General features: G+C 60.9%; 24 protein-coding genes and 1 pseudogene. 3 read left to right on the top strand and 22 right to left on the bottom strand.

Going from position 1 to position 24,447, the window contains the following annotated elements:
- Positions 1 to 50: 50 nt before the first annotated feature.
- Positions 51 to 323 carry a hypothetical protein gene (locus I6L48_RS17330; protein ID WP_042877909.1) on the top strand — a complete coding sequence of 91 codons (273 nt, stop codon included), beginning with the start codon at positions 51 to 53 and terminating at the stop codon, positions 321 to 323.
- Positions 323 to 2,410, top strand: a complete 2,088-nt coding sequence (locus I6L48_RS17325) for a 6-hydroxymethylpterin diphosphokinase MptE-like protein (RefSeq protein ID WP_042877902.1) — start codon at positions 323 to 325, stop codon at positions 2,408 to 2,410. Before I6L48_RS17330 ends, I6L48_RS17325 begins: the two co-directional genes overlap by 1 nt.
- Before the next feature lie 51 nt (positions 2,411 to 2,461).
- Here I6L48_RS17325 and I6L48_RS17320 read toward each other — a convergent pair whose 3' ends face one another.
- From I6L48_RS17320 to I6L48_RS17250, 15 genes and pseudogenes are all read right to left on the bottom strand, one after another.
- Positions 2,462 to 3,127 carry a trans-aconitate 2-methyltransferase gene (locus I6L48_RS17320; RefSeq protein ID WP_042877900.1) on the bottom strand — a complete coding sequence of 222 codons (666 nt, stop codon included), beginning with the start codon at positions 3,125 to 3,127 and terminating at the stop codon, positions 2,462 to 2,464.
- A gap of 11 nt (positions 3,128 to 3,138) precedes the next feature.
- Positions 3,139 to 4,188, bottom strand: coding sequence for a pseudaminic acid synthase (pseI, locus tag I6L48_RS17315; RefSeq protein ID WP_081999268.1), 1,050 nt, complete (start codon positions 4,186 to 4,188; stop codon positions 3,139 to 3,141).
- A 3-nt stretch (positions 4,189 to 4,191) separates the two neighbouring features.
- Positions 4,192 to 4,743, bottom strand: coding sequence for a UDP-4-amino-4,6-dideoxy-N-acetyl-beta-L-altrosamine N-acetyltransferase (pseH, locus tag I6L48_RS17310; protein WP_113070439.1), 552 nt, complete (start codon positions 4,741 to 4,743; stop codon positions 4,192 to 4,194).
- A gap of 14 nt (positions 4,744 to 4,757) precedes the next feature.
- A complete protein-coding gene (pseG, locus tag I6L48_RS17305) occupies positions 4,758 to 5,912 on the bottom strand; it encodes a UDP-2,4-diacetamido-2,4,6-trideoxy-beta-L-altropyranose hydrolase (protein WP_197055463.1) in 1,155 nt (384 codons plus the stop codon).
- A complete protein-coding gene (locus tag I6L48_RS17300) occupies positions 5,913 to 7,202 on the bottom strand; it encodes an aminotransferase class III-fold pyridoxal phosphate-dependent enzyme (protein ID WP_113070438.1) in 1,290 nt (429 codons plus the stop codon).
- Positions 7,199 to 7,954 carry an NTP transferase domain-containing protein gene (locus I6L48_RS17295; RefSeq protein ID WP_042879759.1) on the bottom strand — a complete coding sequence of 252 codons (756 nt, stop codon included), beginning with the start codon at positions 7,952 to 7,954 and terminating at the stop codon, positions 7,199 to 7,201. The genes I6L48_RS17300 and I6L48_RS17295 overlap by 4 nt, the downstream gene beginning before the upstream one ends.
- Complete coding sequence (locus tag I6L48_RS17290; RefSeq protein WP_042879761.1) at positions 7,951 to 8,796, bottom strand: aldo/keto reductase; 846 nt, start codon at positions 8,794 to 8,796, stop codon at positions 7,951 to 7,953. Before I6L48_RS17290 ends, I6L48_RS17295 begins: the two co-directional genes overlap by 4 nt.
- The gene (pseC, locus tag I6L48_RS17285; RefSeq protein ID WP_041215438.1) at positions 8,787 to 9,929 is read right to left on the bottom strand and encodes a UDP-4-amino-4,6-dideoxy-N-acetyl-beta-L-altrosamine transaminase; all 1,143 of its coding nucleotides are present in this window, start codon (positions 9,927 to 9,929) and stop codon (positions 8,787 to 8,789) included. Before pseC ends, I6L48_RS17290 begins: the two co-directional genes overlap by 10 nt.
- Positions 9,926 to 10,930 carry a UDP-N-acetylglucosamine 4,6-dehydratase (inverting) gene (gene pseB, locus I6L48_RS17280; protein WP_041215437.1) on the bottom strand — a complete coding sequence of 335 codons (1,005 nt, stop codon included), beginning with the start codon at positions 10,928 to 10,930 and terminating at the stop codon, positions 9,926 to 9,928. Before pseB ends, pseC begins: the two co-directional genes overlap by 4 nt.
- A 101-nt stretch (positions 10,931 to 11,031) precedes the next feature.
- Positions 11,032 to 11,802 carry a cobalamin-binding protein gene (locus I6L48_RS17275; protein WP_162513477.1) on the bottom strand — a complete coding sequence of 257 codons (771 nt, stop codon included), beginning with the start codon at positions 11,800 to 11,802 and terminating at the stop codon, positions 11,032 to 11,034.
- A gap of 61 nt (positions 11,803 to 11,863) precedes the next feature.
- Entirely contained in the window at positions 11,864 to 12,796 is a 933-nt protein-coding gene (locus tag I6L48_RS17270; protein ID WP_113070665.1) for a cobalamin biosynthesis protein, read from the bottom strand.
- A 26-nt stretch (positions 12,797 to 12,822) separates the two neighbouring features.
- On the bottom strand, positions 12,823 to 13,515 hold the full coding sequence (gene mtnN / locus I6L48_RS17265; protein ID WP_010674306.1) for a 5'-methylthioadenosine/S-adenosylhomocysteine nucleosidase: 693 nt from the start codon (positions 13,513 to 13,515) through the stop codon (positions 12,823 to 12,825).
- Positions 13,516 to 13,615: 100 nt separating this feature from the next.
- Positions 13,616 to 14,374, bottom strand: coding sequence for an ABC transporter substrate-binding protein (locus I6L48_RS17260; RefSeq protein ID WP_041215436.1), 759 nt, complete (start codon positions 14,372 to 14,374; stop codon positions 13,616 to 13,618).
- Positions 14,375 to 14,516: 142 nt separating this feature from the next.
- Positions 14,517 to 14,633, bottom strand: a pseudogene (locus tag I6L48_RS17255) (ZIP family metal transporter); the annotation flags it as partial.
- A gap of 23 nt (positions 14,634 to 14,656) precedes the next feature.
- Positions 14,657 to 15,586 carry a ZIP family metal transporter gene (locus I6L48_RS17250; RefSeq protein WP_113070437.1) on the bottom strand — a complete coding sequence of 310 codons (930 nt, stop codon included), beginning with the start codon at positions 15,584 to 15,586 and terminating at the stop codon, positions 14,657 to 14,659.
- Between the two features lie 295 nt (positions 15,587 to 15,881).
- Here I6L48_RS17250 and I6L48_RS17245 point away from each other — a divergent pair, with 295 nt between their 5' ends.
- Entirely contained in the window at positions 15,882 to 17,513 is a 1,632-nt protein-coding gene (locus tag I6L48_RS17245) for a methyl-accepting chemotaxis protein (protein WP_042879119.1), read from the top strand.
- Between the two features lie 69 nt (positions 17,514 to 17,582).
- On the opposite strand, the gene gloA is transcribed toward I6L48_RS17245, so the two are convergent.
- From gloA to rsxB, 7 genes are all read right to left on the bottom strand, one after another.
- Entirely contained in the window at positions 17,583 to 17,990 is a 408-nt protein-coding gene (gene gloA / locus I6L48_RS17240) for a lactoylglutathione lyase (RefSeq protein ID WP_010674310.1), read from the bottom strand.
- Between the two features lie 77 nt (positions 17,991 to 18,067).
- Positions 18,068 to 18,709 (bottom strand): endonuclease III, encoded by a 642-nt coding sequence (nth, locus tag I6L48_RS17235; protein ID WP_005302279.1) that lies wholly within the window; start codon positions 18,707 to 18,709, stop codon positions 18,068 to 18,070.
- A 14-nt stretch (positions 18,710 to 18,723) separates the two neighbouring features.
- The gene (locus I6L48_RS17230; RefSeq protein ID WP_010674312.1) at positions 18,724 to 19,482 is read right to left on the bottom strand and encodes an electron transport complex subunit E; all 759 of its coding nucleotides are present in this window, start codon (positions 19,480 to 19,482) and stop codon (positions 18,724 to 18,726) included.
- A gap of 16 nt (positions 19,483 to 19,498) precedes the next feature.
- Positions 19,499 to 20,131 carry an electron transport complex subunit RsxG gene (gene rsxG, locus I6L48_RS17225; protein WP_041212825.1) on the bottom strand — a complete coding sequence of 211 codons (633 nt, stop codon included), beginning with the start codon at positions 20,129 to 20,131 and terminating at the stop codon, positions 19,499 to 19,501.
- Between the two features lie 43 nt (positions 20,132 to 20,174).
- Positions 20,175 to 21,227, bottom strand: coding sequence for an electron transport complex subunit RsxD (rsxD, locus tag I6L48_RS17220; RefSeq protein WP_010674314.1), 1,053 nt, complete (start codon positions 21,225 to 21,227; stop codon positions 20,175 to 20,177).
- A gap of 3 nt (positions 21,228 to 21,230) precedes the next feature.
- Positions 21,231 to 23,864: an electron transport complex subunit RsxC gene (rsxC, locus tag I6L48_RS17215; RefSeq protein WP_113070436.1), complete on the bottom strand. Its 2,634-nt coding sequence runs from the start codon at positions 23,862 to 23,864 to the stop codon at positions 21,231 to 21,233.
- Positions 23,865 to 23,878: 14 nt separating this feature from the next.
- Complete coding sequence (rsxB, locus tag I6L48_RS17210; RefSeq protein ID WP_042017194.1) at positions 23,879 to 24,445, bottom strand: electron transport complex subunit RsxB; 567 nt, start codon at positions 24,443 to 24,445, stop codon at positions 23,879 to 23,881.
- Between the last annotated feature and the right edge of the window lie 2 nt (positions 24,446 to 24,447).

Below are 24,447 nucleotides of genomic sequence, written 5' to 3'. Positions count from 1 at the left end.
GCTCCAGGCTTGCCGTGCTCGAAGAGGCACTGGACGAGAATGCCCGCCTCATGGAGACGCTGTTGCGGCAGCAGCAATATGATGATGCCTTGCAATGCATGGATGACAGGCTTGTCTTGATCGATAAGCTGGTCACGCTGGCCAGCGGCGAAGCGGAAGAGCAACAGGCGGTAGCCGCTCTGGCCGTCAGATTGTCCGTTCAGGAAGAGGCCATGAAAAACCTGGCCGCCACTCATCATCATGCCATTTTCGAACAGTTGACCCTGTTCGGAAGAGCCAGCAAGGCCGGTCAGGCCTATCGTGTGAACAGCAAGGAGTTCTGATGTCGCTCAATGTCGATTCCGCCCTGATGCAAGCTGAGCAGGATGCACTGCGACTGCAGCAGCAGGCGGAACAGGAAGCCGCCATGGCAGTGGCGTTGCCGCTGAGATTTGAACAGAATATGGCGGCTTTCCGTCGATATATTCCCCATATCGCCGATACCTATGAGCGCTACCAACCCGCTCGCCCGTTCAGGTTTTTCTGCAACGAGAATGGTCAACCCAATCTTGAGTGGCTAGATGATGGCGTTGCCGTCTACGGCAACGAACCCTACCTCATCTGTGAGACCCTGGTCACCGAGTTCATGGAGAAAGGGGGCCTGTCCAAGTTCTCCTTCAGCCAGGAGGCGAATCCCCTTGGCTTTATGCATGTCGAGTATCTCAACAAGCTGAATGCTTACCTTGACGATATTTCTGAGACGGAGACACAGCTCGAACATGTCCCCAATGAGGTCCCCAGTGCCCTGGTGTTTGGCGTCGGTCTCGGGTACCACCTTGGCTATCTCTATGAAAGGTGCAAGATCGGCACTCTGTTCCTCTTCGAGCCGGATCTGGATCTCTTTTACGCCTCCTTGTACTGCTTCGACTGGGCACCTTTGCTCGATTACCTGCATCAAGAGAACCTGGGGATGCAGATCCTGCTGGGACAGGATGAAGAGAGCATCGTCAAGGATTTCGCCTCTGCCATTCACAGCCGTGGTTCCTTCCTGATTGCCAATGCATTCATCATGTGGGGCTATCAGAATGAAAAGATCAAAAAGCTGATCGAAAAGGTGCAGCAAGAATATTTCTTGCTGGTGATGGGGTGGGGCTTTTTCGATGACAATCTGATAGCTCTATCCCACACTATCAATAATATTGAGCGTTCCGTGCCATTCTTGGGAAAAGATAAAAGGATTTCGCCAACATATCAACGGACCCCGATTTTTGTGATTGCCAATGGCCCATCGCTGGATGATTCCATCTCTGTCATTGAGAAAAACAAAGACAAGGCCATCATCATCTCCTGTGGCAGTGCCATTTCGGCCTTGCACAAGGTCGGCATCAAGCCGGATATTCACGTTGAGACGGAGCGAACCAAGATTGTCTATGACTTCTTGGTCAACCTGAACGATCCCGATTACCTGCGAGATATCCTGTTCCTGAGTACTGATGTGATCCACCCTGATTGTGCTTCGCTATTCAGCCAATCAGCACTTGCATTCAAACACAGCGAGCCCGGGGTGGCGCTCTACCATAATTACTTCCCTCATTTAAACGCCTGCGCCGCTCTCGGTGGGGTTAATCCCTTAGTGGGTAATATCGGTGTCAGCGCCCCCATCCACCTTGGTTTTAAAAACCTGTATCTGTTCGGTCTGGATAACGGCTACAAGCACAAGGGGCACCATCATTCCAAGCTCAGCTCCTACTATAACAACGAGGAGAGTGCTGGTGCCTTGGGGGCGCTGATGTATGGCGACAGCCAATGGCATCGCGAAGGGAATTTTGGCGGTATGGTCATCAGCAACGCCATGTTTGATGCTTCACGTCATGTGATCGAACAAGTGCTGGTTGCTAATCCCGATGTGCAGTGTTTCAACTGCAGTGATGGTGCTAGGATCATGCAGGCTAGGGCCTTACCAAGCTCTGAAATAAGTCTTTCCCAGTTTGTTGATAAGTCTGATCTGCTCGGGGAAATTGCGGCGCTGAGTGCCCCTATTCCACTGTTCAAGCAGGACTTTTCTTCGCTGCTTGATGTCGAGTTCTTCAACATTTTTATCGACAAGATGGTGGCCGAATGGCAACAGGATTTCACGTCTCGCAATGAGATTAATCAGTTGATGCTGCGCAACTTTGGCTATCTTGCCCAGATTTCTGCCACACGCCAGCAGCATATTTCACAGACCATGATAGGTTCGATGAACTATGTATTCACCCTGCTGAGCTCCATTCTCTACTCCTTCGAGGGGGAGGAGGAGACACTGGTGCTGATGAAGCCGGCCATCGAACTCTGGTTGGAATTCTTGGCGAAAGTCAGAGACATGTATCCGAGGGCTCTCGATAGCGTGGATATGATAGATAACGAAGTGATGGCGCTGTTCAGAAAATAAAGGAAAAAAGTTTAAGCAAATAAAAACACCGGCCCTTGGGCCGGTGTTTTTCTATCCCTTGGGATAAGGATTCTGTGCCGCGAGTAGCCTCGCATCCTTTCGCAGGATCTGCACCGAGATCAGCGCATCGGGCTCCAGTTCGGTGCCGCCATCGTGATGTTGCACATGTTCAAACAGGCGATGGTAGCCCGGATGCCAGCCAAACAGCTCGCCATAGTTCATCTTGTAGCTGAAGATATTAGCGTGATGCTGATAGTCGTTACGATAGTGTCCGGCCGGCGGATTGAAATCCAGTATGGTCATGAGGCCCCGATCAGCCAGCAGGGCATCACTGCCGGCGGCAATCTTGAACAGATCCTGGGGGTCGCACAGATAGAGGCAGAAGCCGAAGATGATGAGGTCGACCGGCTCTATCTCGGGCAGGCAGTCGGCCGTCCCCACGGTGAGCTGCAACCCTGGATAGCGGGAGAGCCCATCCTGGATGGCGCTGGCGGACGGATCCACCCCATAGCAGCGGGCGCCGTAGTGCTCGGCCAGCTGCGCCAGCCGCCAGCCGTTGGCACAGCCTATCTCCAGGATCCTGGCAGGTCTGCTGCCCAGATATTCCAGCGCCTTGAAGATGGGATCATTTGCCAGAGATTTATCGAGGATGGCGGCCTTGTTGCGCTTATACCACTCATCCCCTTCGTGGTCCATGAAGACGTTCTTCTGATGCATATGCCCTTCCATTATTTAAAAACGTCGTTGTTTACCGGCGTGTTTGCCAATATAGGTTGAGTAACAGTTTTTCCTATCACATCAGGAAGATATTTGGGCGCCAATCCAAAGCCAGGACGTACACTGCGCACCGCATCTGCCGTGATGGTTTCTCCCACCTGCAGGTCTTTGACAAAATAGAGAGAGCGCCGAAATTTTACATTTCCCACTTCGCTGGATTTTCGGCTGTAATCCACTTGACCCAGTGCAGACCATGCTGTTCTGGCACTAATACATAGTTGCTTTAATTCTGTCGGCTCCAGCGAAAAACTATCGTCAGGACCACCGCCATTGCGATCCAGAGTAAAATGTTTCTCAATGACCGATGCTCCCAAGGCAACACTGGCAATAGCTGTTGTATTGTCGAGCGTATGATCGGATAACCCAGTCACTAATCCGAAGCGCTGCTGCATATCTAGCAAGGTGCGCAAGTTGTAATCTTCAGCCGGAGCAGGATAACCACTGACACAGTGAAGTATGGCTAATTCTTTGCAGCCACCAGTTCTCGCCGCCTCAATCGCATTTTCAATTTCTTCCGCGTTTGCCATGCCCGTCGATATGATCATGGGTTTGCCTGTGCTTGCGACATAGCGGATCAATGGTAGGTCAATTGCTTCAAAAGAAGCAATCTTGTAGGCAGGCGCATTGAGCTCTTCTAGGAGATCTACCGCGGTGGTGTCAAAAGGAGAGCTGAAAATTGTGATACCGATTTTACGGGCATGCTGAAATAAGGGAGCATGCCATTCCCAAGGTAGCTGAGCCTCTTGGTAAAGTTGATAAAGACTCTTACCACGCCAAAGCCCTTCATGGATTTGAAATTCTGGGGAATTGCTGTTAAGAGTAATGGTGTCTGCTGTATAAGTCTGTAATTTTATAGCGCTAGCACCAGCATGCTTAGCCTCTGTAATTAAGCGGAATGCATTATTTAGATTGCCATTATGGTTAGCAGACATTTCTGCTATCACATATGGAGGAAAATCAACACCAACGCCAACATCATTAATAAATATTCTTGGTTTCATATGCTATCTGCTCCTGAATGCTGTTATTCTTTCTAATTGAGCAGTTCTATTGGATTCCCATTGGGTTTTTAAAATAGCCAGTCTATGAACGTTGATAAACTCTCCATTAGTAAAGCGCTGATCCTTAAAAACCCCCTCAGTTTCAAAGCCAAACTTGTGGTGTAAAGTAATTACAGGGCGATTAAACTCTAATACCTCACAGTATAGTTTGTGTAAGCCAAGCGTAATGAATGCTAGGTCGAGCATCAGAAACTCCATCTTAGCTCCAGATCCTCTCGGTGCTGAAGGTGCTGTGTAAAATGCCCAGGCTGAATTTTTATTACTCAAGTCTATATTGTTAAATGATGTTATGCCACATGGCTGCCCTTCGTATTCATACATATAATATCTTTGGTCTTGACGGAGTTTAGTTTTCTCCCACCAAGAATAATGCTCTTCACGCGATATAATATGCTGAGTGTACATATTACTTCTTACTTTTTGCTCGTTACGCCAAGCGAGCATTATATCAAGTTCATTTTCTCTAACATTTCGTAATACACCAAGAGAATCCATGGCAAAATTCCCATTTAAGTAGATATTATTTTGTCTGAAACTAACCAGACTCCTAAACCATCTGTAATACTACTGGCACAACTTGTCATTGCAGTGCTAGTTCCTGGTGCTGTAATAAATTCATTAACCCAATGTGTAATGTTTTTTTCCATATTTCTTTCTTGCATACACACAGCCGCTCCAGCCGACATTAAATTGTGTGCTGCTTCTTGTTGGTTGTCTGCAATTATCATCATCAATGTAGGTAAACCGAGACAGCATCGCTCCCAAGATGTACTACCCGCAGCACCGATCGCCAAGTCACTACTCGCCATAAGTTGCGCCATATTGTTAGCATTAACCAGTACTTCGGTTGGCCAGTGTAGAGTTGCAGCGAGATCTTCAATCTGTGTTAGCCATGGGGCCTTTGGTCCCATTACTACAAGGATCCGACAATCGTCAGGCAAGGGGGCACAGCGTAATGCATTCAACACTTGGCTAGTTACATTAAGCTTGTCGACACCCCCCATAGTGATCAGAACCTGTTTTAACACCGGACGCTGGCGCCGCTTTAGAGAGTATTCTCGTAATTCAGCAAATTCTGGGCGAAGCAATGCATAGCGTGGGCCGATCAGGAGTTGGCAACCGGGTGGGACATGCTTTCGGTAGTCATCGAGCTGGCGGCCCAGATTCTGGTCGAGCAGCAGATCGCAATCGTGATGACGATCCGCAAGGTCATCGATCACCATGATTCGACCGACATAATTACGGAGCCTGCTTTCCCAGTGGGCGTCGAGAGCGTAGTGGTCGACAATCAACCATGCTGGACACATCTCGGCCAGAATTACATGGGTTTGTGCAGCATCCAGCATCCTGCTGCATCCAAGCCAGCTCGCATGTGCAGGTGAGGATATGTCCACAGAGCCTTGTTCTGGCTCGGCGACTGTGTCAAGCAGATGGCAGTGGTGCCCACGGGTACGGATAAGCTCAGCCAGGTGTCCTGGATGCGCACGGCAGATAAACCAGCACTCAGCCCCTTTCTCACTCAATGCATCGGCTAGGGTCAGACAGCGCATTACATGGCCTGAACCGATCTCCAGCGATGCATCGGTACGAAAAACAATCCGCTGGCCGTCTAGCCTCATGCTATCCGATGCTGTGCGTTGAGTCTGCGGCATATCTGGTTGCACTCAGCGCACCTTGAATACCGGCTGGATAGGCTCGCCATCCAGGGCCTGATGGATGGCCTTGCTCGCGTCCAGACGGATAAGCTCCGGCAGGACTTCTGCATAGACGGCCAGCAGGGTTCGAATGTCCTCTTCACTATGGGCAAGGTTCAGGTTGTGGCTGCCAAGGCTAAGGATGCCACGCTTGCACAGCTCCTGCATTAAATAGCTCTTTAACTGCCAGCTTGTGTGGTTGGTTGAATCACCTGTCAGTAAGAAACACCAACTGGGGTGGCCGGCGCTTTGCAGCCAGCCTGGGGCATCCAGCTTTTGCAACAGGGCGTTGAGCCCATCGAGCAGTTGCTGGCCCCGCTCGGCCAGGCGAGTGGGCACGTCGAGCCGACGCATCTTGCCGATCACGGCGTTGGCCGCCGCCAGGGCGATGGCATCGCCGCCAAAGGTGCCGGAGAAGAAGATGTCCTCCATGCGGCGCATGTACTGGCGGCGGCCCACTACGGCGGAGATGGGGAAGCCGTTGGCCATCCCCTTGCCGAAGGCGGCCAGATCCGGGGTCACCCCGAACAGGGTCTGGGCGCCTCCTAAATGATTTCTAAAACCTGTGATGGTCTCATCGAAGATGAGCAGGGCGCCGTGCTTGTCGCACAGCTGGCGCAGACCGGGCAGAAAGTCCGGGGCGGGCCAGGCGACGTTCATGGGCTCCAGGATCACGGCGGCAAACTCGCCGGGATGGGCTTCCAGCTGGGCCTTGAGGGAGGCCAGATCGTTGTAGTCGAAGCGATGGGTCAGCTCGCGTACGCACTCGGGCACCCCCAGGTGGCGGGTGGTGGAGCCTATGTACCAGTCCTGCCAGCCGTGGTAGCCGCAGACCGCGACCCGCTCTTGCCCTGTGACGGCGCGAGAGAGGCGGATGCAGGCGGAGGTGGCATCGGTGCCGTTCTTGCCAAAGCGCACCATCTCGGCGCAAGGGATTAGCTCGATCAGCTGTTCCGCCACCTCGGTTTCCAGCCGATGGGGAAGGGAGAAGATGGAGCCCAGGTTGAGCTGCTCCAGCACGGCCTGGTTCACCTCCGGATCGCAGTAACCCAGGCTGATGGCGAGCAGGCCGCTGGCAAAGTCGAGATACTCGTTGCCATCCACGTCCCACACTCTGGCACCCTGGCCGCGCTCGATAAAGAGCGGGGCGGCGCCGTAGGGGAAGCAGAGCCGGCTCTTGGAGAAGGTCTGGGACCCTAAGGGAATGCTCTGCTCGGCCCGGGCTGAGAGGGTCAGTGAATGCTGATACCGTGAGGTCATGAGTGGTTCTCCTTGGCCAGCGATCGCGCCAGCCCCTCATTGCGTTGATGTTGAGTGTTCAGGGTCGCCAACTGCGGCTCACGAGCCAGCAGGGCGAGAATGTCGTCGGTGGCAAAGGCCGGGTTTGACGGGTAGAGGCGCTGATATATCTGCTCGACCAGGGCGAAGTCGGCGGGTTCGTCCACCGTCCAGCGCAGGTGGGCTAGGCTGGGGGTGCGGCTAAGTGCCCCTATCTTGAACTGATCCGCATGCTGGCGGATGTAGTAGGTGACGTGCTCGCGCTGGGTCGGGGTGTGGGCGTACTCGGCCAGCAGCGCCAGGGTGGCGACGCTCATGATCTCCGCGTCCAGCCCATCAGGGTAGCTGGGATCCCAGCAGTTGCTGCTGTAGTCGTAGCCGCCGGCCAGATGCAGCTCGATCAGCTCGTCGATGAGGGCGGGATCCGCGAGGGGGCAGTCGCCGGTGAGCCTGACAATCTGGCTGGGGCCAAAGGGTTGCGCCGCCAGATGAAAGCGTTGCAGCACGTCGTCCAGCGGGCCACGGAAACAGGGCACGTCCAGCTCGGCGCAAAGCGCCGCTATGGCCAGATCGTCGGCCTGGTCACTGGTGGCAACCACCAGCTGATCCAGCCTGGTCGAGCGTTGGAGTCGCTCTATCTGGCGGGCGAGCATGGGCTCGCCGAGCAGAGGCTTGAGCACCTTGCCAGGCAGTCGGCTGGAGTTGGCTCTGGCCTGCAGGATCCCGAGGATCATGATGTTCTCCACATGGCAGGGTTGATGAGGGCCGGCTCGTCGCAGGCGAGGGCGGCCAGCTCGTCGTCATGGCACGGATGCAGATGGGCATAGGTCGAGGCGATGGCCGCCAGCTCATGGGCATGACAGACCCCCACCACGAAGCGGCTGACCTGGGGCAGGGCCGGGAGCAGAGAGAGCGCCTTGTGGAGCGGGGAGAGATGGGGATGCCACTCATCCAGCCGCGCCAGTGGTTCACCGAAGGTGTCGAAATACGCGGGACGAAGCTCCGGTTGCATCAGCAGCAGGCCTTGCAAGAAGAGGGTGCGCACATGGATCTCACACCCCTGAGCCTGCAGCCGGTCGAGCCAGCCTGAGCGCAGGAAGCGTTGATCGAGCAGGTTGGCGGGGAGTTGCACCAGCTCCAGCGGATAACCCTGCTCGAGCCAGAGTGCCAGCTCCTCGGGGGAGTAGACGGAGGCCCCCACCTTGCCCACCTTGCCCTGTCGCTGCAGCTCTGCCAACTGCTCGAACAGGGCAGGGCTGGCATCCTGGCTGCGGTGCAGCAACAGGCCGTCCAGCCTGGTGCGTGCCAGCCGTTGCAGGCTGCCTGCCACCGAGGTGGCGATCTCTACGGCCTGGATGCCGGGGGCCAGCTTGTTGATCAGCTGGAAGTCGGCGGTATTGTACATCCCGAGCCTCGCCTCGGCCTTGCCGTAGGCCTGGGCCGTGTCCAGGGTATCCACCCCCAGTTTGCGGGCCAGAGCCAGAATGGCGTCGAGCTCCTGATCCTGCACTTCGCCTGCGCGGTTGCTGATGCCGTAATCGAGCCCGAACTGGACCGTACCCAGTGCTAGGCGCATAGCACCGACTCCAGGGTCTGAACGACCTGATCCTGCTCGGCCAGGGAGAGGCCGGGGAACAGGGGGAGGCTGATGGCTTGTCGATAATAGGCCTGGGCACCGGGATAGTTGGCGGGGTCGTGGCCGAGATCACGGTAATAGGGTTGGGCCGGAATGGGCATGTAGTGCACGTTGACGCCGATACCGGCGTCTCTCAGGCGGGCAAACACCTCATCCCGGTCTTGCACCCGGATCACATAGAGGTGGTAGCCACTGAGTCTGTCATGCCCCTGGTGCAAGGGCTCGACCGGCAGTCGGGTCAGCAGCTCGTCGTAGCGGGCAGCCAACAACCGGCGCCTGTCAATGAACTGCGGCAGGCGGGCGAGCTGGCTGCTTCCCAGCGCCGCCTGGATGTCGGTCAGGCGATAGTTGAAGCCGAGTACCTGCTGCTCGTAGTACCAGCCCCCCGGAGTGTCGACGGTCAACTGCGCCGGATCCCGGGTGATGCCATGGCTGCGATAGAGACGAAGCCTCGCGGCCAGCTCGGCACTGCGAGTCGTGACGGCGCCCCCTTCCCCGGTCGTGATGGGCTTGACCGGATGGAAGCTGAAGACGGTCATGTCGCTGTGGGCACAACTGCCGATGGGCTCTCCCTGATAACGGGCTCCCAGGGCATGGCAGGCATCTTCGATGAGGGACACGCCATATTCTCGGCACAGGGCGCCTATCTCGGCGAGATCGCAGGGCTGGCCCGCGAGATGCACGGCGACCAGGGCCTTCGGCTGACGAGCGCTGCCCTGAACCCGTTGCAGCTTCTCGCGCAGCGCCGTCACGCAGAGGTTGCCGGTTGCGGAGTCCACGTCGACGAAATCCACCTGGGCGCCACAATAGCGGGCACAGTTGGCTGAGGCGACGAAACTGATGGCGGAGACCCAGACCCAATCCTGTTCGCCCAGCGCCAGCGCGGCGCAGGCAAGGTGCAGGGCCGTGGTGCCGTTGCTGCAGGCGATCACGTGGGGAGCCTGGCAGTAGTCGGCCAATCCCTGTTCGAAGGCGGGGACCGCCTCACCCTGGGTGAGGTAGTCCGACTTCAGCACGGCGACGACGGCTTCGATATCTTCATCTGTGATGGATTGGCGTCCATAGGGGATCATTCGGCGAGCACCTGCTGATTCATGACTTTCAATTCCTCTATCGACAGGAAGTGGCGATTATTGAGGGAATTGTATTCAAAGCCGTGCTCGACCCGCACCGCGGTGTCACCCAGGGCATTGACGGCGAAGTCATTATTTCGACTGGTGAAGGTGATGCTGGGAGCGATGACGTAATAGTCGTCAAATTCATAGGTGTGGTAGGAGTCGTCAGCCGGACACATCACCTCGTGCAACTTTTCGCCCGGACGGATACCGATGATCTCCTGGGGCAAGTCCGGCGCCATGGCGCTGGCGAGATCCGTGATGCGTACCGACGGGATCTTCGGAACGAACACTTCCCCCCCTTTCATGCGGGCAAAGTTGGTCAGCACGAACTCGACCCCCTGTTGCAGGGTGAGCCAGAAACGGGTCATCTCGGCATGGGTAATGGGGAGGCTGCTGGCCCCTTCCTTGATCAGGCGATCGAAGAAGGGCACCACAGAGCCCCGGGAGCCGACCACGTTGCCATAACGTACCACGGAGAAAATGGTGGGGTGCTTGCCCGCCATATTATTGGCGGCGACGAACAGCTTGTCGGAGCAGAGTTTGGTGGCGCCATACAGGTTGACCGGATTGGCCGCCTTGTCGGTGGAGAGGGCGATCACCTTCTCGACCCCGTTGTTGAGGGCCGCCTTGATGACGTTTTCCGCACCATGGATGTTGGTCTTGATGCACTCCATGGGGTTGTATTCGGCGGCAGGCACCTGCTTGAGGGCGGCGGCATGCACCACGAAGTCCACGCCGTGCATGGCCATCTCGAGGCGCTCGGCATCCCGTACGTCACCGATGAAATAGCGCATGCAAGGGTGATTGAAACGCTGCTGCATCTCGAACTGCTTGAGTTCATCACGGGAGTAGACGATCAATCGGCTTGGCGTGTAGAGGGAGAGGACAGCCTCGATGAACTTCTTGCCAAAGGAGCCGGTTCCCCCGGTTATCAGGATCGTTTTGCCGTTGAACATGTCATGGTCCCGTTATGAAGTGAGTGTCTGTTAGATTCAAAAGCATATTTTATGCCATAACCAGCGATATGGGAGAGAGCATCGCCGTGACGAAGGCGGTATCAAGGGGTTGACGCGCTGCTCCCGGCTATCGCCTCGCATATCTGCTCCACCGCGTTGAGGGCGCGGGGGGTGAAGCGGTGCAGTTCATCGGCGTTGATAAGGGCGAGCCGCTGGTGTTTGACGGCGTCCAGCATGGGCCACTGCCGCCAGTGATCCAGCACGGAAGGATCCCGGCCGCCAGCCAGGATAAGCCCGGGATTGGCCTTGATCACCTGCTCCAGCCCGACCTGGGGGTAGGCTGCTCCCGTCGTCGCCATGATGTTGCGTCCGCCGCAGAGGGTGATGGCCTGCCCCGGCCAGGTCGAATTATTGACGCTGGTGAGCGGCGGGTACCAGAGCTGATAAAAGACAGACAGGGGCTTGGGCTCGCCGTAGCGCGCAGCCAGGGCGTCGAGCCGGGTCAGATAGGCGCGGGCTTGCTCGTCGGCCCTGGACGTGAGCCCGAGAAGGTGCCCCAGGCTGCGCATCTCGGTAGCCAGGGAGGCAAAGTCGGTGGGCTCCGAGTAGAAGACGGGAATGCCGAGGCGCTCGACCGGGCCCAGCATGCGGGCCTGGGCGGAGCGCCAGGCCACTACCAGATCCGGCTTCTGGGCCAGCAGCGCCTCGAGGTTGATGCTGCGATAGTTGGCCACCCTGGGGAGGTTGGCCACCTCGGCGGGGTAATCGGAGGCATCGTCGGTGGCGACCACGCGATCCCCGGCGCCGATATCGAACAGCAGTTCCGTCAGATGGGGAGTGAGGCTCACGATGCGCTGCGGCGGGGTGGCCATGGCGCACAGTGAGGTGCCCAGCAGGCAGACAAACAGGCCCAGGGCACGAAGGGAAACGCGATCAGCCATGATTGAGCGCCATCAATGTCAGGAGCAGCGAGAGCCCGAGCCAGCCCCAGCCGGTCAGTTGCAGACGCTGCAGCAGGCGCAGGGGCAGGTTGGCATCGGGTTCGCTCCCCTCATCAAATACCGGAAAGCGCACCAGCTGGCTCTGATAGTAGCGGGGGCCGCCGAGTCGGCGGCCCGTCGCCCGGGCCAGCAGCGCGAGCAGGACCCCCATGGCGGGATGGGGCCAATGCAGCGCAGGTCGCACTCTGTTGCCCAGTCCGCGCACCTGGGTCAGGCACAGGGGGAGCGCCAGCAGCAGGATGGCAGGGGCGCAGAAACCCTGATAGAGCGCCGCAGCCGGGCGGCCGAAGTGGACGAACGCGCTTTGCTTGGGGTTCCACGCCAGATGGGTCAACTGGGCGAGCCGCACCAGCAGGGCACCCTGTACCCCGGCCAGAGCAAAACCCAGCAGGGGGGCGGCCCACTGACCCACGAGGCGCAGTACGCAGGTCTCGCTCACCGCCTTGTTCAACCCCATCACCGAGAGCTTGCCGGTCTCCCGCTTGAGCCAGGGGGCGACCTGCAGCCTCGCCACGACCAGCGTCTCCTGGGTTGCCAGAGCGCGGCTCCCCCGGGCGAGTTCCCGCAAGGGGCGGGATTCGAGCATCAGCAGCAGGAACAGGAGGTCGAACAGGGGCTCGGAAAGGGAGAGATTGCGCACCGCCCAGAGACCGGCAGCGCAGGGCACCCAGACCACCAGCAGGGCAAGGAGCCCGGCCTGGCTCTGCTGGCGTGGCGTGCCGTCGGGGCGATAGACCTTCTGGCCGAGGCGGGTGAGCAGAGGCACTGCTGCGCCGGGTCGAAAGCGTGCGGGCCAGGGCAGCAGGGCCTCCAGCAGGGCGGCCCCCACCATGATGCCCGCCGTCGTGGAGGCGAGGGCGGTCATCAGGACATCCCAGGAGGGGGCGTCGATCACAGCTTGCCGAGCAGCGCGATGATCACTTCGGCGGAGTGTTGACCCGCCACCTCGATGAAGGCATCGAAGGATTCCACCTGCTCCTTGCCGGCGATGTCCGACATGGCCCGTACCACCAAATAGGGCACCTTGAACATGTGGCACACCTGGCCGATGGCGGCCCCTTCCATCTCCACCGCCAGCATCTGCGGGAAGTCGGCACGGGCTTTCGCGATGGCGTCCGGCTTGCACATGAACTGATCGCCGGTGCAGATGAGCCCGACCTTGGTCTGGTGCTTGCCTTGCTCGGCAATGCAGGCTTGTGCCAGGGCGATGAGTTTTTCGTCGCAGGGGAAGGCGGCGGGCTGCTGGGCCATCTGGCCCATCTCGTAACCGAAGGCGGTCACGTCCACGTCGTGGAAGCGCATCTCGCTCGCGATGACCACGTCACCGATGTGCAGATCCTGGGCGAAGCCGCCGGCGGAACCGGTGTTGATGACGCAATCGGGAGCGAACTTCTCCAGCAGCAGGCTGGTGGCGACGCTGGCGGCGACCTTGCCGATGCCGGAGCGGGTCAGGATCACCTCTTTACCGGCCAGCTTGCCCTGATAGAACTCGCAGCCGCCCAGTTGCAGGGTGGTGGGCTCGCTCAGCTGGCTGCGCAGGAGGGCTACTTCCTGCTCCATGGCGCCGATAATACCTACTTTCATCATCTACCTCGTCTCGATGGCCGCTGGGCCGAAAAAGTTGGCGGGGATGATAGCAAAACTTGGCGGTGGCGCCGAGCATTGCGATGGCGCGGATGGGGGGTCAGGGGTAGCGTCTGGCCAGGGCGGCCAGTTCACCACTGTCTGCGAGCCGTTGCAGGGTGTTGGCGAACAGGGTCAGGCGCTCGGGGGCACTGTGGCGATGGAACAGGATGTAGAAGGGAGTCTCTTCCATCACGGTGGGGAGGATGCGGATCTTGTCGGCCAGCCCCTGTTCGCGCAAGTCGGACTCAAACCCCGGGGAGCGGTAGTAGACGAAACGGCCGCGCTTCATCAACAACTTCTCGTAGTTGGCCTGGTTGCTGATCCCGCCGCTGTCGATGATGAGGCCGCCGATATCCTGGAGCCGGGCGATGGCGCCGCTGCCATGGTTGATGAGGATGATGCCCCCCTGGCCGAGGGCCCTGACATCCTGCCAGCTGCGTATCTCGACGGGATCGTCACGGCGCACCGCCAGGTGGTAGCGCACCGTGAAGATGGCGGGAGTCAGGACGATGAAGTGATCCCGCCTGGCCGGGCTCTCCCCCACGCCGCAGATGAAGTCCAGCTGACCGTGCTGCACCTTCTTTTCCAGCCGTCGCAGCGGCAGGAAGCGCTGATCTCCCTCAATGCGAAGGGCTGGCTCCCTTGCTTCCATGAGCCGGAAGAGATCGACGCAGATCCCGCCGACATGCCCGTCGGGGAGCGTCACGTACTTGGGGGACGACGCCTGCTGCGCGGCCGTATGAAAGACCTCGGTGGCGCCAATGGCCCTGGCGGTGAGGACAAGCAGACACAGCAGCAGGATTATCCTGAGGGTCATCCGGGCAGGCTTCCGATGGGATTCAGGCGCCGTACATCAACCAGTCAAAGGGCGCCGGGGGCTCAACATTAGGCGATTTCCCCCTCTTATTTCAAGGGGTTCGCGCTGTCGTCACCGGGCGCACGGGGCTTGAGGGGGGTGATCAGCCGAGTGCGGTGTCGAGGGTCATCATCAGGGCGAAGCCCGCCATGAGACCCAGGGTGGCGTGGGTCTGGTGGCCGTTGCGATGGGTTTCCTGGATCACCTCGTGGGAGACCACGGGTTGCATGGGGCATCGGCGTTTCATCCCAGGGCTGTATCCAGCGTCATCATCAGGGCGAAGCCTGCCATCAGGCCCAGGGTGGCGTGGGTCTGGTGGCCGTTGCGATGGGTTTCCGGGATCACCTCGTGGGAGACAACAAACAGCATGGCACCGGCCGCGAGCCCGAGGCCGATGGGGTAGGCGATGGCCATGCCGCTGGCGAGTCCGACCCCGAGCAGGGCGCCAAGCGGTTCCAGCAGGCCGCTGCCGATGGCGACCAGCACGGCCACCGGCGGGCGAAAACCGGCTGCGCACATGGCCAGCGCCACCGCCAGCCCTTCGGGAATGTCCTGCAGGGCAATGGCGGTCGTGAGGGGCAGTCCCACCGTCATGTCCCCCTGGGAGAAGCTGACCCCGATGGCCATGCCTTCGGGCAGGTTGTGCAGGGCGATGGCGAAGACGAACAGCCAGACCCGTGAGCAGCTCTCATGGCCGGGACCACAGGGGCCGGTCTTGTCGTGTTCGTGAGGGGTGAATTGATCCAGTCCCAGCATCAGCAGCACCCCGAGGGTCATGCCGGCCACCACCACGGCGGCGGCGAGGAAGCTGTCACCCGTGATCCCCTCGGCGGCCTCGAGCCCCGGCAGCAGCAGGGAGAAGGCGCTCGCCGCCAGCATCATGCCGGCGGCGAACCCCAGCATGGCATCTTCCACCCGTTGGGGAACGGCGCGCAGGAACAGGGCAGGCAGGGCGCCCAGCGCCGTGGCGGCAAAACCCGCAGCGCCGCCGATGAGGCCATAGCGTACCCCGGGCGTGATCTCTCCTGCTGCCAGCATGACGAGACTCTGCACCAGGAGCAGCAGCACGGCGACCAGGGCGAGCAGCAGCCCCAGGGCGATGAGGGGGCGATCCGCTATCTGCTCGCGCAGTTGGACAGACCAGGAAGGGGAGAGGGTCGATACGTTGTCCATGGGGCCTCTGAAGACAGGAATGGGGAGAGACGAGCGGCCATTACATAACCTGGCCCCTGCTTTGTCCATGACGGCGGACCGATTGTGGCAATCGGCTCAAGTTTTGCGTCGAGCTGGTCGCTCCTGTGCTGGCAGCCTCGTGGCGGGCACAAGGCCCGGCGTGGGGCGAGCGGGAAGCAAGGGATCCCCTCTCTTCGCTCCCATCGTCATTTCCCGTCAGGAGTCTCGGGTCACCGCTTACACGGATGTGATCATTGTGTCACTGCACATCTGCAGTCGAGGATCACCAGCCAACATGTCTTACAAGCATCTCTCCATCGGCAAGAAGATTGCCGCCGTCTTTGCGGTCATTGCCGTCATCAACGCCGTCTTCGGCCTGTTTCTCGCCACCGAACTGCGGGACATTCGGGATCGGGTATTGAACTTCACCGACTCCACCCTGCCAAGCGTTCTCTCGGTGGACAACTTGCTCTATGACGTCTCCTATGTGCGCCGTGCCCAGTTTGCCCTGCTGATGGTGGAAGATGCCGTCGACAGGCAGGTTCGTCGCGCCCGCATCCAGGAGAGCCTGGGCAAGGTGCAGCAGGTCATGGATGCCTACGAGGCAACCGTGGGGGCCGAGCATGAACGCCAGGCCTTCAACCGCGTCAAGCAGCAGTGGCTGCAATATCTGGGGGCCGTCAACCAGGTGGATGCCCTGTTGTTCCAGGGCAGCAGGGATGAGGCCAGGGAGGCGCTGTTTCGCTCGAACGGGCTCTACACCGAGCTGGAGCTGGCGGTGCGTGCACTTGTGAAGGTGAATCTTGGCTTTGTGGAAGAGAACCGTGGCAGCCTGCTTGGCAGCGTCACCATGGTGATGACCTTTGCCGTGGTGAGCATCGCGACCCTGCTGATCTTCATGGGGGTCATGACCTGGTTCCTCACCCGCCAGATCTGCCTGCCCTTGCAAGCCGTGGTGGCCCAGGCCAATGCCATCGCCCTGGGAGATCTGACCCATCGGCTGGATCGCCAGCACATCGGGCAGGACGAACTGGGGATGCTGGCCAGCGCCTCCCTCAAGATGCAGGACAACCTGCGTGGGCTCATCGAGGAGGTGGCCGCCGCCGTGACCCAGCTGGGGGCCGCCATCGAGGAGGTGAGCGCGGTCTCCGAGCAATCATCCCAGGGGATCCTGAGCCAGCAGCAGGAGATAGCCCAGGTCGCCACCGCCATGGCCCAGATGAAGGCGACGGTAGCGGATGTGGCGGGCAACACCGAGGTGGCCTCGGAGTCGGCAAGCTCCGCCAATGCCCTGGCTCGTCGTGGCAGTCAGGATGTGCAGGGGGCCCTGGATGCCATCACCCGGGTGGCCGGTGAGATGGAGCAGGCGGGCAACCTGGTGAGTGAACTGGAGAAAGAGTCCGCCCAGATCAACCTGGTGGTGGATGTCATTCGCGGCATTGCCGACCAGACCAACCTGCTGGCACTCAATGCCGCCATCGAGGCGGCCCGTGCCGGTGAGCAGGGGCGCGGCTTTGCGGTGGTGGCCGACGAGGTGCGCACCCTGGCGGGGCGTACCCAGGCCTCCACCGGCGAAATCGTCGCCATCATCGAGACCCTGCAGGCCCGTGCCAATCGGGCTAAGTCGGTGACCGGCCAGAGTTGCGAGATGATCCGCCAGTGCGTGAGCCAGAGCGAACGCACCAGTGCGGGCATTCGTCAGATTGAAGAGGCGGTGGCCCAGATAGCCGACATGGCGATCCAGATTGCCAGTGCCTGTGGCGAGCAGGATGCGGTCTCCGATGAGCTGGGCCGCAACGTGGCGCGCATCAACGACTCCTCCAACGAGGTCGCGACCGGCGCGGATCACACCGCCAAAGCCTGTCTGGAGCTGAGCCAGCTGGCGGCGGGTCTGCGCCAGAGCATGGGGCGCTTCCGCCTGGCCTGACGGTGGCCGCAGCCAATGAAAACGGGGCCCTGGGCCCCGTTGTTTTTCTCACCGCTAGGCGGCGTGGGCTCAGGCGCCCAGGCCGGTACCGGCGTCTTTCTTGGCAATCAGCTCAATCTTGTAACCGTCCGGGTCTTCCACGAAGGCGATGACGGTGGTGCCGCCCTTCACCGGGCCCGGTTCGCGGGTGATCTTGGCGCCGGCGGCGCGCAGCGCCTCGCAGGTGGCATAGATGTCGTCCGCTTCCAGGGCGATGTGACCATAGGCGGAACCGAGCTCGTACTCGCTCACCCCCCAGTTGTAGGTGAGCTCGATGACGGCTTCATCCTTCTCGTCGCCGTAGCCGACGAAGGCCAGGGTGTACTTGTATTCGCTGTTCTCGCTCTTGCGCAGCAGTGTCATGCCCAGCACTCGGGTGTAGAAGTCGATGGAACGTTGCAGATCGCCGACGCGCAACATGGTATGCAGAATTCTCATTGCTCAATTCTCCGGGTTGGTGGATTGGTACTGCCTTGAATCCATGGCCCGAGACCGGATCCGCAGAGGCCTGCAGATCAACTCTCGGGATAGACCTTCTCTTTGTATTCGCACAAATCTTCGATGATGCAGGAGCCGCAGCGGGGCTTGCGGGCGAGACAGGTGTAACGCCCGTGCAGGATGAGCCAGTGATGCACGTCCAGCTTGAACTCGGCGGGGACCACCTTGAGCAGCTTCTCCTCCACCTGATCGACGTTCTTGCCCACTGCAAAGCCGGTGCGGTTGGAGACCCGGAAGATATGGGTGTCGACGGCGATGGTGGGCCAGCCGAAGGCGGTGTTGAGCACCACGTTGGCCGTCTTGCGGCCGACGCCGGGCAGGGCCTCGAGGGCCTCGCGATTCTCCGGCACCTCGCCGCCGTGGCGCTCCAGCAGAATGGCGCAGGTCTTGATGACGTTCTCGGCCTTGGTGTTGAACAGGCCGATGGTCTTGATGTACTCCTTGACCCCATCCACCCCCAGATCCAGCATGGCCTGGGGGGTGTTGGCCACCGGATAGAGCTTGTCGGTGGCCTTGTTGACGCTCACGTCGGTGGCCTGGGCCGAGAGCAGCACGGCGATGAGCAGCTCGAAGGGCGTGGTGAAGTTGAGCTCTGTGGTGGGATGGGGGTTGTCATCGCGCAACCGCTCCAGGATCAGCCTGCGTTTCTGGTTGTTCATGGCTCTCTCTTGTCTCAGAGCTGGGTAGTGCGGGCGCCCGCCGCCGGCACGGTGCAGTGGGCCTTCTCGGCACTCTGCTTGCGGCCCATCCAGTCGTTGATGGCGTTTTTGCCGGCGATCATCAAACCGAGGCCGATGAAGCCGCCGGGGGGCAGGATCGCCAGCAGCAGGCTGGCGTCGGCGTGGAACAGCTCGACGCGCAATGACTTGGCCCAGTCACCCAGCAGCAGCTCGGCACCGTCAAACAGGGTGCCCATGCCGATGATCTCGCGAAGGCCCCCCAGTACCAGCAGCACCAGGGTAAAGCCCAGCCCCATCATGAAGCCGTCGAGGGCGGCAAGCAGGGGCGGGTTCTTGGAGGCATAGGCTTCGGCGCGGCCGATGATGACGCAGTTGGTGACGATGAGGGCGATGAAGATGCCGAGCGCCTGATAGAGGCCGTAGGTGTAGGCGTTCATCAACAGCTGCACGCTGGTCACCAGGGCCGCGATAATCATCACGTAGACCGGGATGCGGATATCCTTGGGCACCCAGTTGCGCACCAGGGAGACGGCGAGGTTGGAGCAGACCAGTACCACCATGGTGGCAAGGCCTAGCCCCAACGCATTGGTAAAGGTGGAGGAGACCGCCAGGGTGGGGCAGAGTCCCAGCACCTGCACCAGGGAGGGGTTGTTCTTCCACAGTCCCTGCAACATCAGCTCCTTGAGCTCTTCGCGGCGGCCACTTTCCCCGGCGGGTTGGCTGGCCGTGTCAATCACGTCGACTTGTTCCATAGCGTGTGCTCCGGCGTTAGGGGTTGGTATGGCAGGAGGGGGCATCGTGCAGCAGTTCGGGGTGCTCCTGTTGCAGCCTCAGCAAATTTTTCACTGCCTTGACCACGGCCCGCGGGGTGATGGTGGCTCCGGTGAAGGCGTCGAATTCGCCGCCATCCTTCTTCACCGCCCAGGTGGCGTCGTTGTCGGCCGTGAGGGACTTGCCGGTGAAGCTGTCGATCCAGCTGGATTTCTTCAGCTCGATCTTGTCACCAAGCCCCGGGGTTTCCTTGTGGGCCAGCACCCTGACCGCGCTGACGGCCCCCTTTGCATCGGTGCCGACCACCATGCGAATGGCTCCACTGTAACCATCGGGGGCCACGGTTTCCAGCGCGTAGCCGGTATGCACCCCCTTGAGGGTGGCGGTATAGAGGGGCATGGGCTCATCGCTGCCCAGGTATTCCCGGCTGCTGACCAGCTTGCAACTGGCCACCAGATCGTTGTCATAACTCCCCTCGGGCAGCAGGGCCTGCAGGGTGCGCAGCTTCTCCAGCTCTTGCTGGTGGGCGATGCGATCCCGGGTCAGTTCGTTGGTCAGCACCACCATGGCGGTGCAGCCGAGGGCAAAGAGGGCCAGGGTCAGGCCATTCTTGCGCATGCTTTTCAACATGGGAGGCTCCCTGTCTCGCGTCTGCGGCAATTCAGATGGGGGTTCATTTGCGACGGGCTCCATAGACCTTGGGGCGGGTCAGACTGTCAATCAGGGGAACGCACAGGTTGGCCAGCAACACGGCGAAGGCGAAGGCATCCGGATAGCCGCCAAAACGGCGGATGACATAGACCAGCACGCCGATGAGCACACCGTAGACGAGGCGCCCCTTTGCGGTGGTGCTGGCACTCACCGGATCGGTGGCGATGAAGAAGGCTCCGAGCATGGTGGCACCGCTGAACAGGTGCAGCATGGGGGTGGCAGTGGCATCCGGGGTGGCCAGATAGCCCAGGGTGGCAGCGAGCAGCAATGCGCCCAGCACGGCAGTCGGAATGCGCCAGTTGATCACTTTCTGCTGGAGCAGGAAGAGGCCTCCCAGCAGGTAGCCGAGGTTGACCCAGCTCCAGCCGATGCCACCCCAGCCCTCGAAGACCTTGTGGGTCATCACTTCGGTGGCGGTCAGCCCCTGGGTCAGCCCGGTCTTTAAGGTATCCAGCGGCGTGGCCATGGTCAGGCCATCCACCCCCTGCTTGAGCTGCAGCATGCTGTAGCCGTCGAGGCTGAAGCCGGTGAAGATCACCGAGGCCGCATCGGCAAAGCCGATGTCGTAGGCGGCGATGCTGGAGGGGGGCAGCCAGCTGGTCATCTGGACCGGGAAGGAGACCAGCAGCAGCACATAGGCCACCATGGCAGGATTGAACAGGTTCTGACCGAGCCCGCCATAGAGATGCTTGGCGATGATGATGGCGAACGCCGTGCCCAGCACCAGCATCCACCAGGGCAGCAGGGGGGGTAAGGAGAGACCGATGAGCACGGCGGTGAGCGCCGCGCTGCCATCCAGCAGGGCCGGTTTGACGGGGCGGCCACGCAGGCGAAGGACCAGGGCCTCCGAACCCAGGGCCGTGACCAGCGCCAGCAGGATCTGGATCAGGGTCCCCCAGCCGAAGAACCAGGTCTGCGCCAGGAAGCCGGGCAGGCAGGCCAGGATCACCAGCACCATCAGGGTCTGGGTCTGTTTGCGGTTGTGGGCAAAAGGCGCACTCGCGATATTGAACATGGATCAGTGGCTCTTGTCGGTCGAAGGGGAGGAGGCGGCCTCGGCCGCCAGCTTCTTGGCTTTGGCCCGGGCGATGGCGGCGGCGATGGCCGCCTTCTTGGGGTCTACCTCGGCGGCGGGCTCGGATGCGGCGGCAGGTGCCTCGGCGGTGGCGGTATCGCTTGTGTTTGCGGAGATGCCACCTGCGTCCAGCGGTGCGTCACCTTGCGCCTGGGCGGCTTTCTTGGCCTTGGCCCGGGCGATGGCGGCGGCAATGGCCGCCTTCTTGGGATCCACCTCTGCGGCGGGTCCGGATGCGGCGGCCGGGGCCTCAACGGCGTTATCGGTTGTGTTCACGGATGTCTCACCCGCGACCACCGGCCCATCACCTTGCGCCTGAGCAGCCTTCTTGGCCTTGGCCCGGGCGATGGCGGCGGCAATGGCCGCCTTCTTGGGGTCCACCTCGGCGGCGGGCTCGGATGCGGCGGCCGGGGCCTCAACGGCGTTATCGGTTGTGTTCACGGATGTCTCACCCGCGACCACCGGCCCATCACCTTGCGCCTGAGCAGCCTTCTTGGCCTTGGCCCGGGCGATGGCGGCGGCAATGGCCGCCTTCTTGGGGTCCACCTCGGCGGCGGGCCCGGATGCGGCGGCCGGGGCCTCGGCGGCGTGTTCGCTTGTGTTCACAGATGTCTCACCTGCGACCACCGGCCCATCACCTTGCGCCTGTGCGGCTTTCTTGGCCTTGGCCCGGGCGATGGCGGCGGCAATGGCCGCCTTCTTGGGGTCCACCTCGGCGGCGGGCTCGGATGCGGCGGCCGGGGCCTCAACGGCGTGTTCGGTTGTATTCACGGATGTCTTATCCGCGACCACCGGCCCGTCACCTTGCGCCTGGGCGGCCTTCTTGGCCTTGGCCCGTGCCAGGGCGGCGGCGATGGCGGCCTTCTTGGGATCCAGCTCTGCCTTGGGATGTTGCTCCCCAGGTGCCGGGGTGTCAGCCAGCCCATTGCCCTCGCCATTGGCGGCCTTGGCGGCACGACGGGCGATGGCCTCCTGCTTGCGCGCCTCACGGGCGGCAATCATGGCCTCGTTGTCCGGTGCGGGTTCACTCACGGCCACCTGGGCCGTCTCCTGTTTGGCCTTGATGCGGGCCAGGGCGGCGGCGACCGGATCTTCGCCCCCGGCCGTCGTCATGGCCTGGCGACGCTGGGCTGCGGCCTCGGCGTGGCGGGCTTCGCGGGCCGCCTTCTCACGCTCGAAGCGAGCCTGCTTGGCCTCGAAGCGCTGCTTGGCACGTTCGGCCTTCTCGGCCTCGGCACGGGCCTCGCGGATGTCATCCTTGGCGATCTTGTAGTACTGCACCAAGGGGATTTCGCTCGGGCAGACCCAGGCACAGGCGCCGCACTCGATACAGTCAAAGAGGTTGAGCTTCTCGGCCTTGTCGTACTCCTTGACCCGGCTGTACCAGTAAAGCTCCTGGGGCAGCAGGGTGGCGGGGCAGGCATCGGCGCAGGCACTGCAACGGATGCAGGCCTGTTCCGGGCCGGGGGGCGGCAGCTCGGCGCGGGTGGGGGAGAGCAGGCAGTTGGTGGCCTTGACCACGGGGACCATGGCGTGGGGCAGGGTGAAGCCCATCATGGGGCCCCCCATGATGACCCGCTGATCCGCCTCCGGTTGCAGCTCGAAACGCTGGAGCAGCCAGCGTACCGGCGTGCCCAGACGCACCCAGGCATTGCCGGGTTTCTTGAAAGCGTCGCCGGTGAGGGTGACGATGCGCTCGATGAGCGGCTCCCCATCGATGATGGCGCGCTTGATGGCAAAGACGGTGGCGACGTTGAGCACCATGATGCCCATGTCGACCGCCCGGCCTCCCTTGGGCACCTGGCGTCCGGTGAGCAGCTCTATGGTCTGTTTGGCGCCGCCGGAGGGGTACTTGGTCGGTACCGACTTGACCAGCACGTCGGCGTCGCTGGCATGGCGGGTCAGGGCCTCGATGGCCGCCGGTTTGTTGTCTTCCACCCCGATCAGGGTGAGCTTGGGCTTGAGCAGGTGCTTGAGTACCCGGATGCCGTCCATGATCTCGTCGGCGTACTCCTGCATCAACCTGTCATCCGTGGTGATGTAGGGTTCGCACTCCAGCCCGTTGATGATGAGAATTTCGGTGAGCTGGCCACGGCCGTCGAGCTTGCTGTGGGTCGGGAAGACGGCGCCGCCGAGCCCGGCGATGCCGGCCTGCTGGATGCGCTCGAGCAACGCCCCCCGCTCCAGGTTCCAGTAGTCAGGCTGGGGTGTGCGCTCGCCCCAGGCATCGTCTCCGTCCGGGGTGAGGAGGATGCAGAGATCGTCAAGACCGGAGGGGTGCGCCACCGTGTGCTGCTCGATGGCGGTGATGGTGCCCGAGGTGGAAGCGTGCACCGGCACGATGCGTCCCTTGTCAAAACGGGTGAGGGGTTGCCCTTTCTTGACCTTGTCCCCCACCCGCACCAGCAGTTCGCCGGCCGGACCCGCGTGCTGGCGCACCGGAATGATGAGCTGTGGGGGAAGGCCCGCGTCAACGACGGGGGTCAGGCTGGACTGGTGCTTGTTCTCGGGGGGATGGATGCCGCCGTGAAAATCCCACAGAGTGCCGGCTTTGATGCGTTCGAGCAGATGCTGCATGGTTACTCCGCTGTTTATTCCACTATCTTGACCGGAATGGCGACCTTGGCCAGATCCCATTTCCAGTTGTCGACCGTGGTCGGCACCGGGATCATTTCGATACAGTCGGTCGGGCAGGGGTCGACGCAGAGGTCGCACCCGGTGCACTCGGCCGCGATGACGGTATGCATCGCCTTGGTGGCACCCAGGATGGCGTCGACCGGACAGGCCTGGATGCACTTGGTGCAACCGATGCACATGTCTTCGTGAATGAAGGCCACCTTCTTGACGGGGATTGCCGCGTCTTCACCGCCGTCCAGAGACTGGGGCTCGACCCCCATCAGGTCGGCAATCTTGCGCATGGTGGCGTCGCCACCGGGCACGCACTTGTTGATCTTGTCGCCATTGGCCAGGGCTTCGGCGTAGGGTTTGCAGCCCGGGTAACCGCACTGGCCGCACTGGGTCTGGGGCAACAGGGCATCGAGCTGATCGACGATGGGATCGGCCTGCACATGAAACTTGACGGCGGCAAAGCCGAGAATGATGCCGAAGGCCAGGGCAAGCAGGGCCAGCACCAGAATGGCAAAGAGTATGTGAATCATAG

It is taken from the genome of Aeromonas sp. FDAARGOS 1418, assembly GCF_019048585.1.
GTDB lineage: Bacteria > Pseudomonadota > Gammaproteobacteria > Enterobacterales > Aeromonadaceae > Aeromonas > Aeromonas caviae.
Note: the sequence above shows the minus strand (reverse complement) of the source record. Positions and strands in the feature narration are given on the sequence as shown.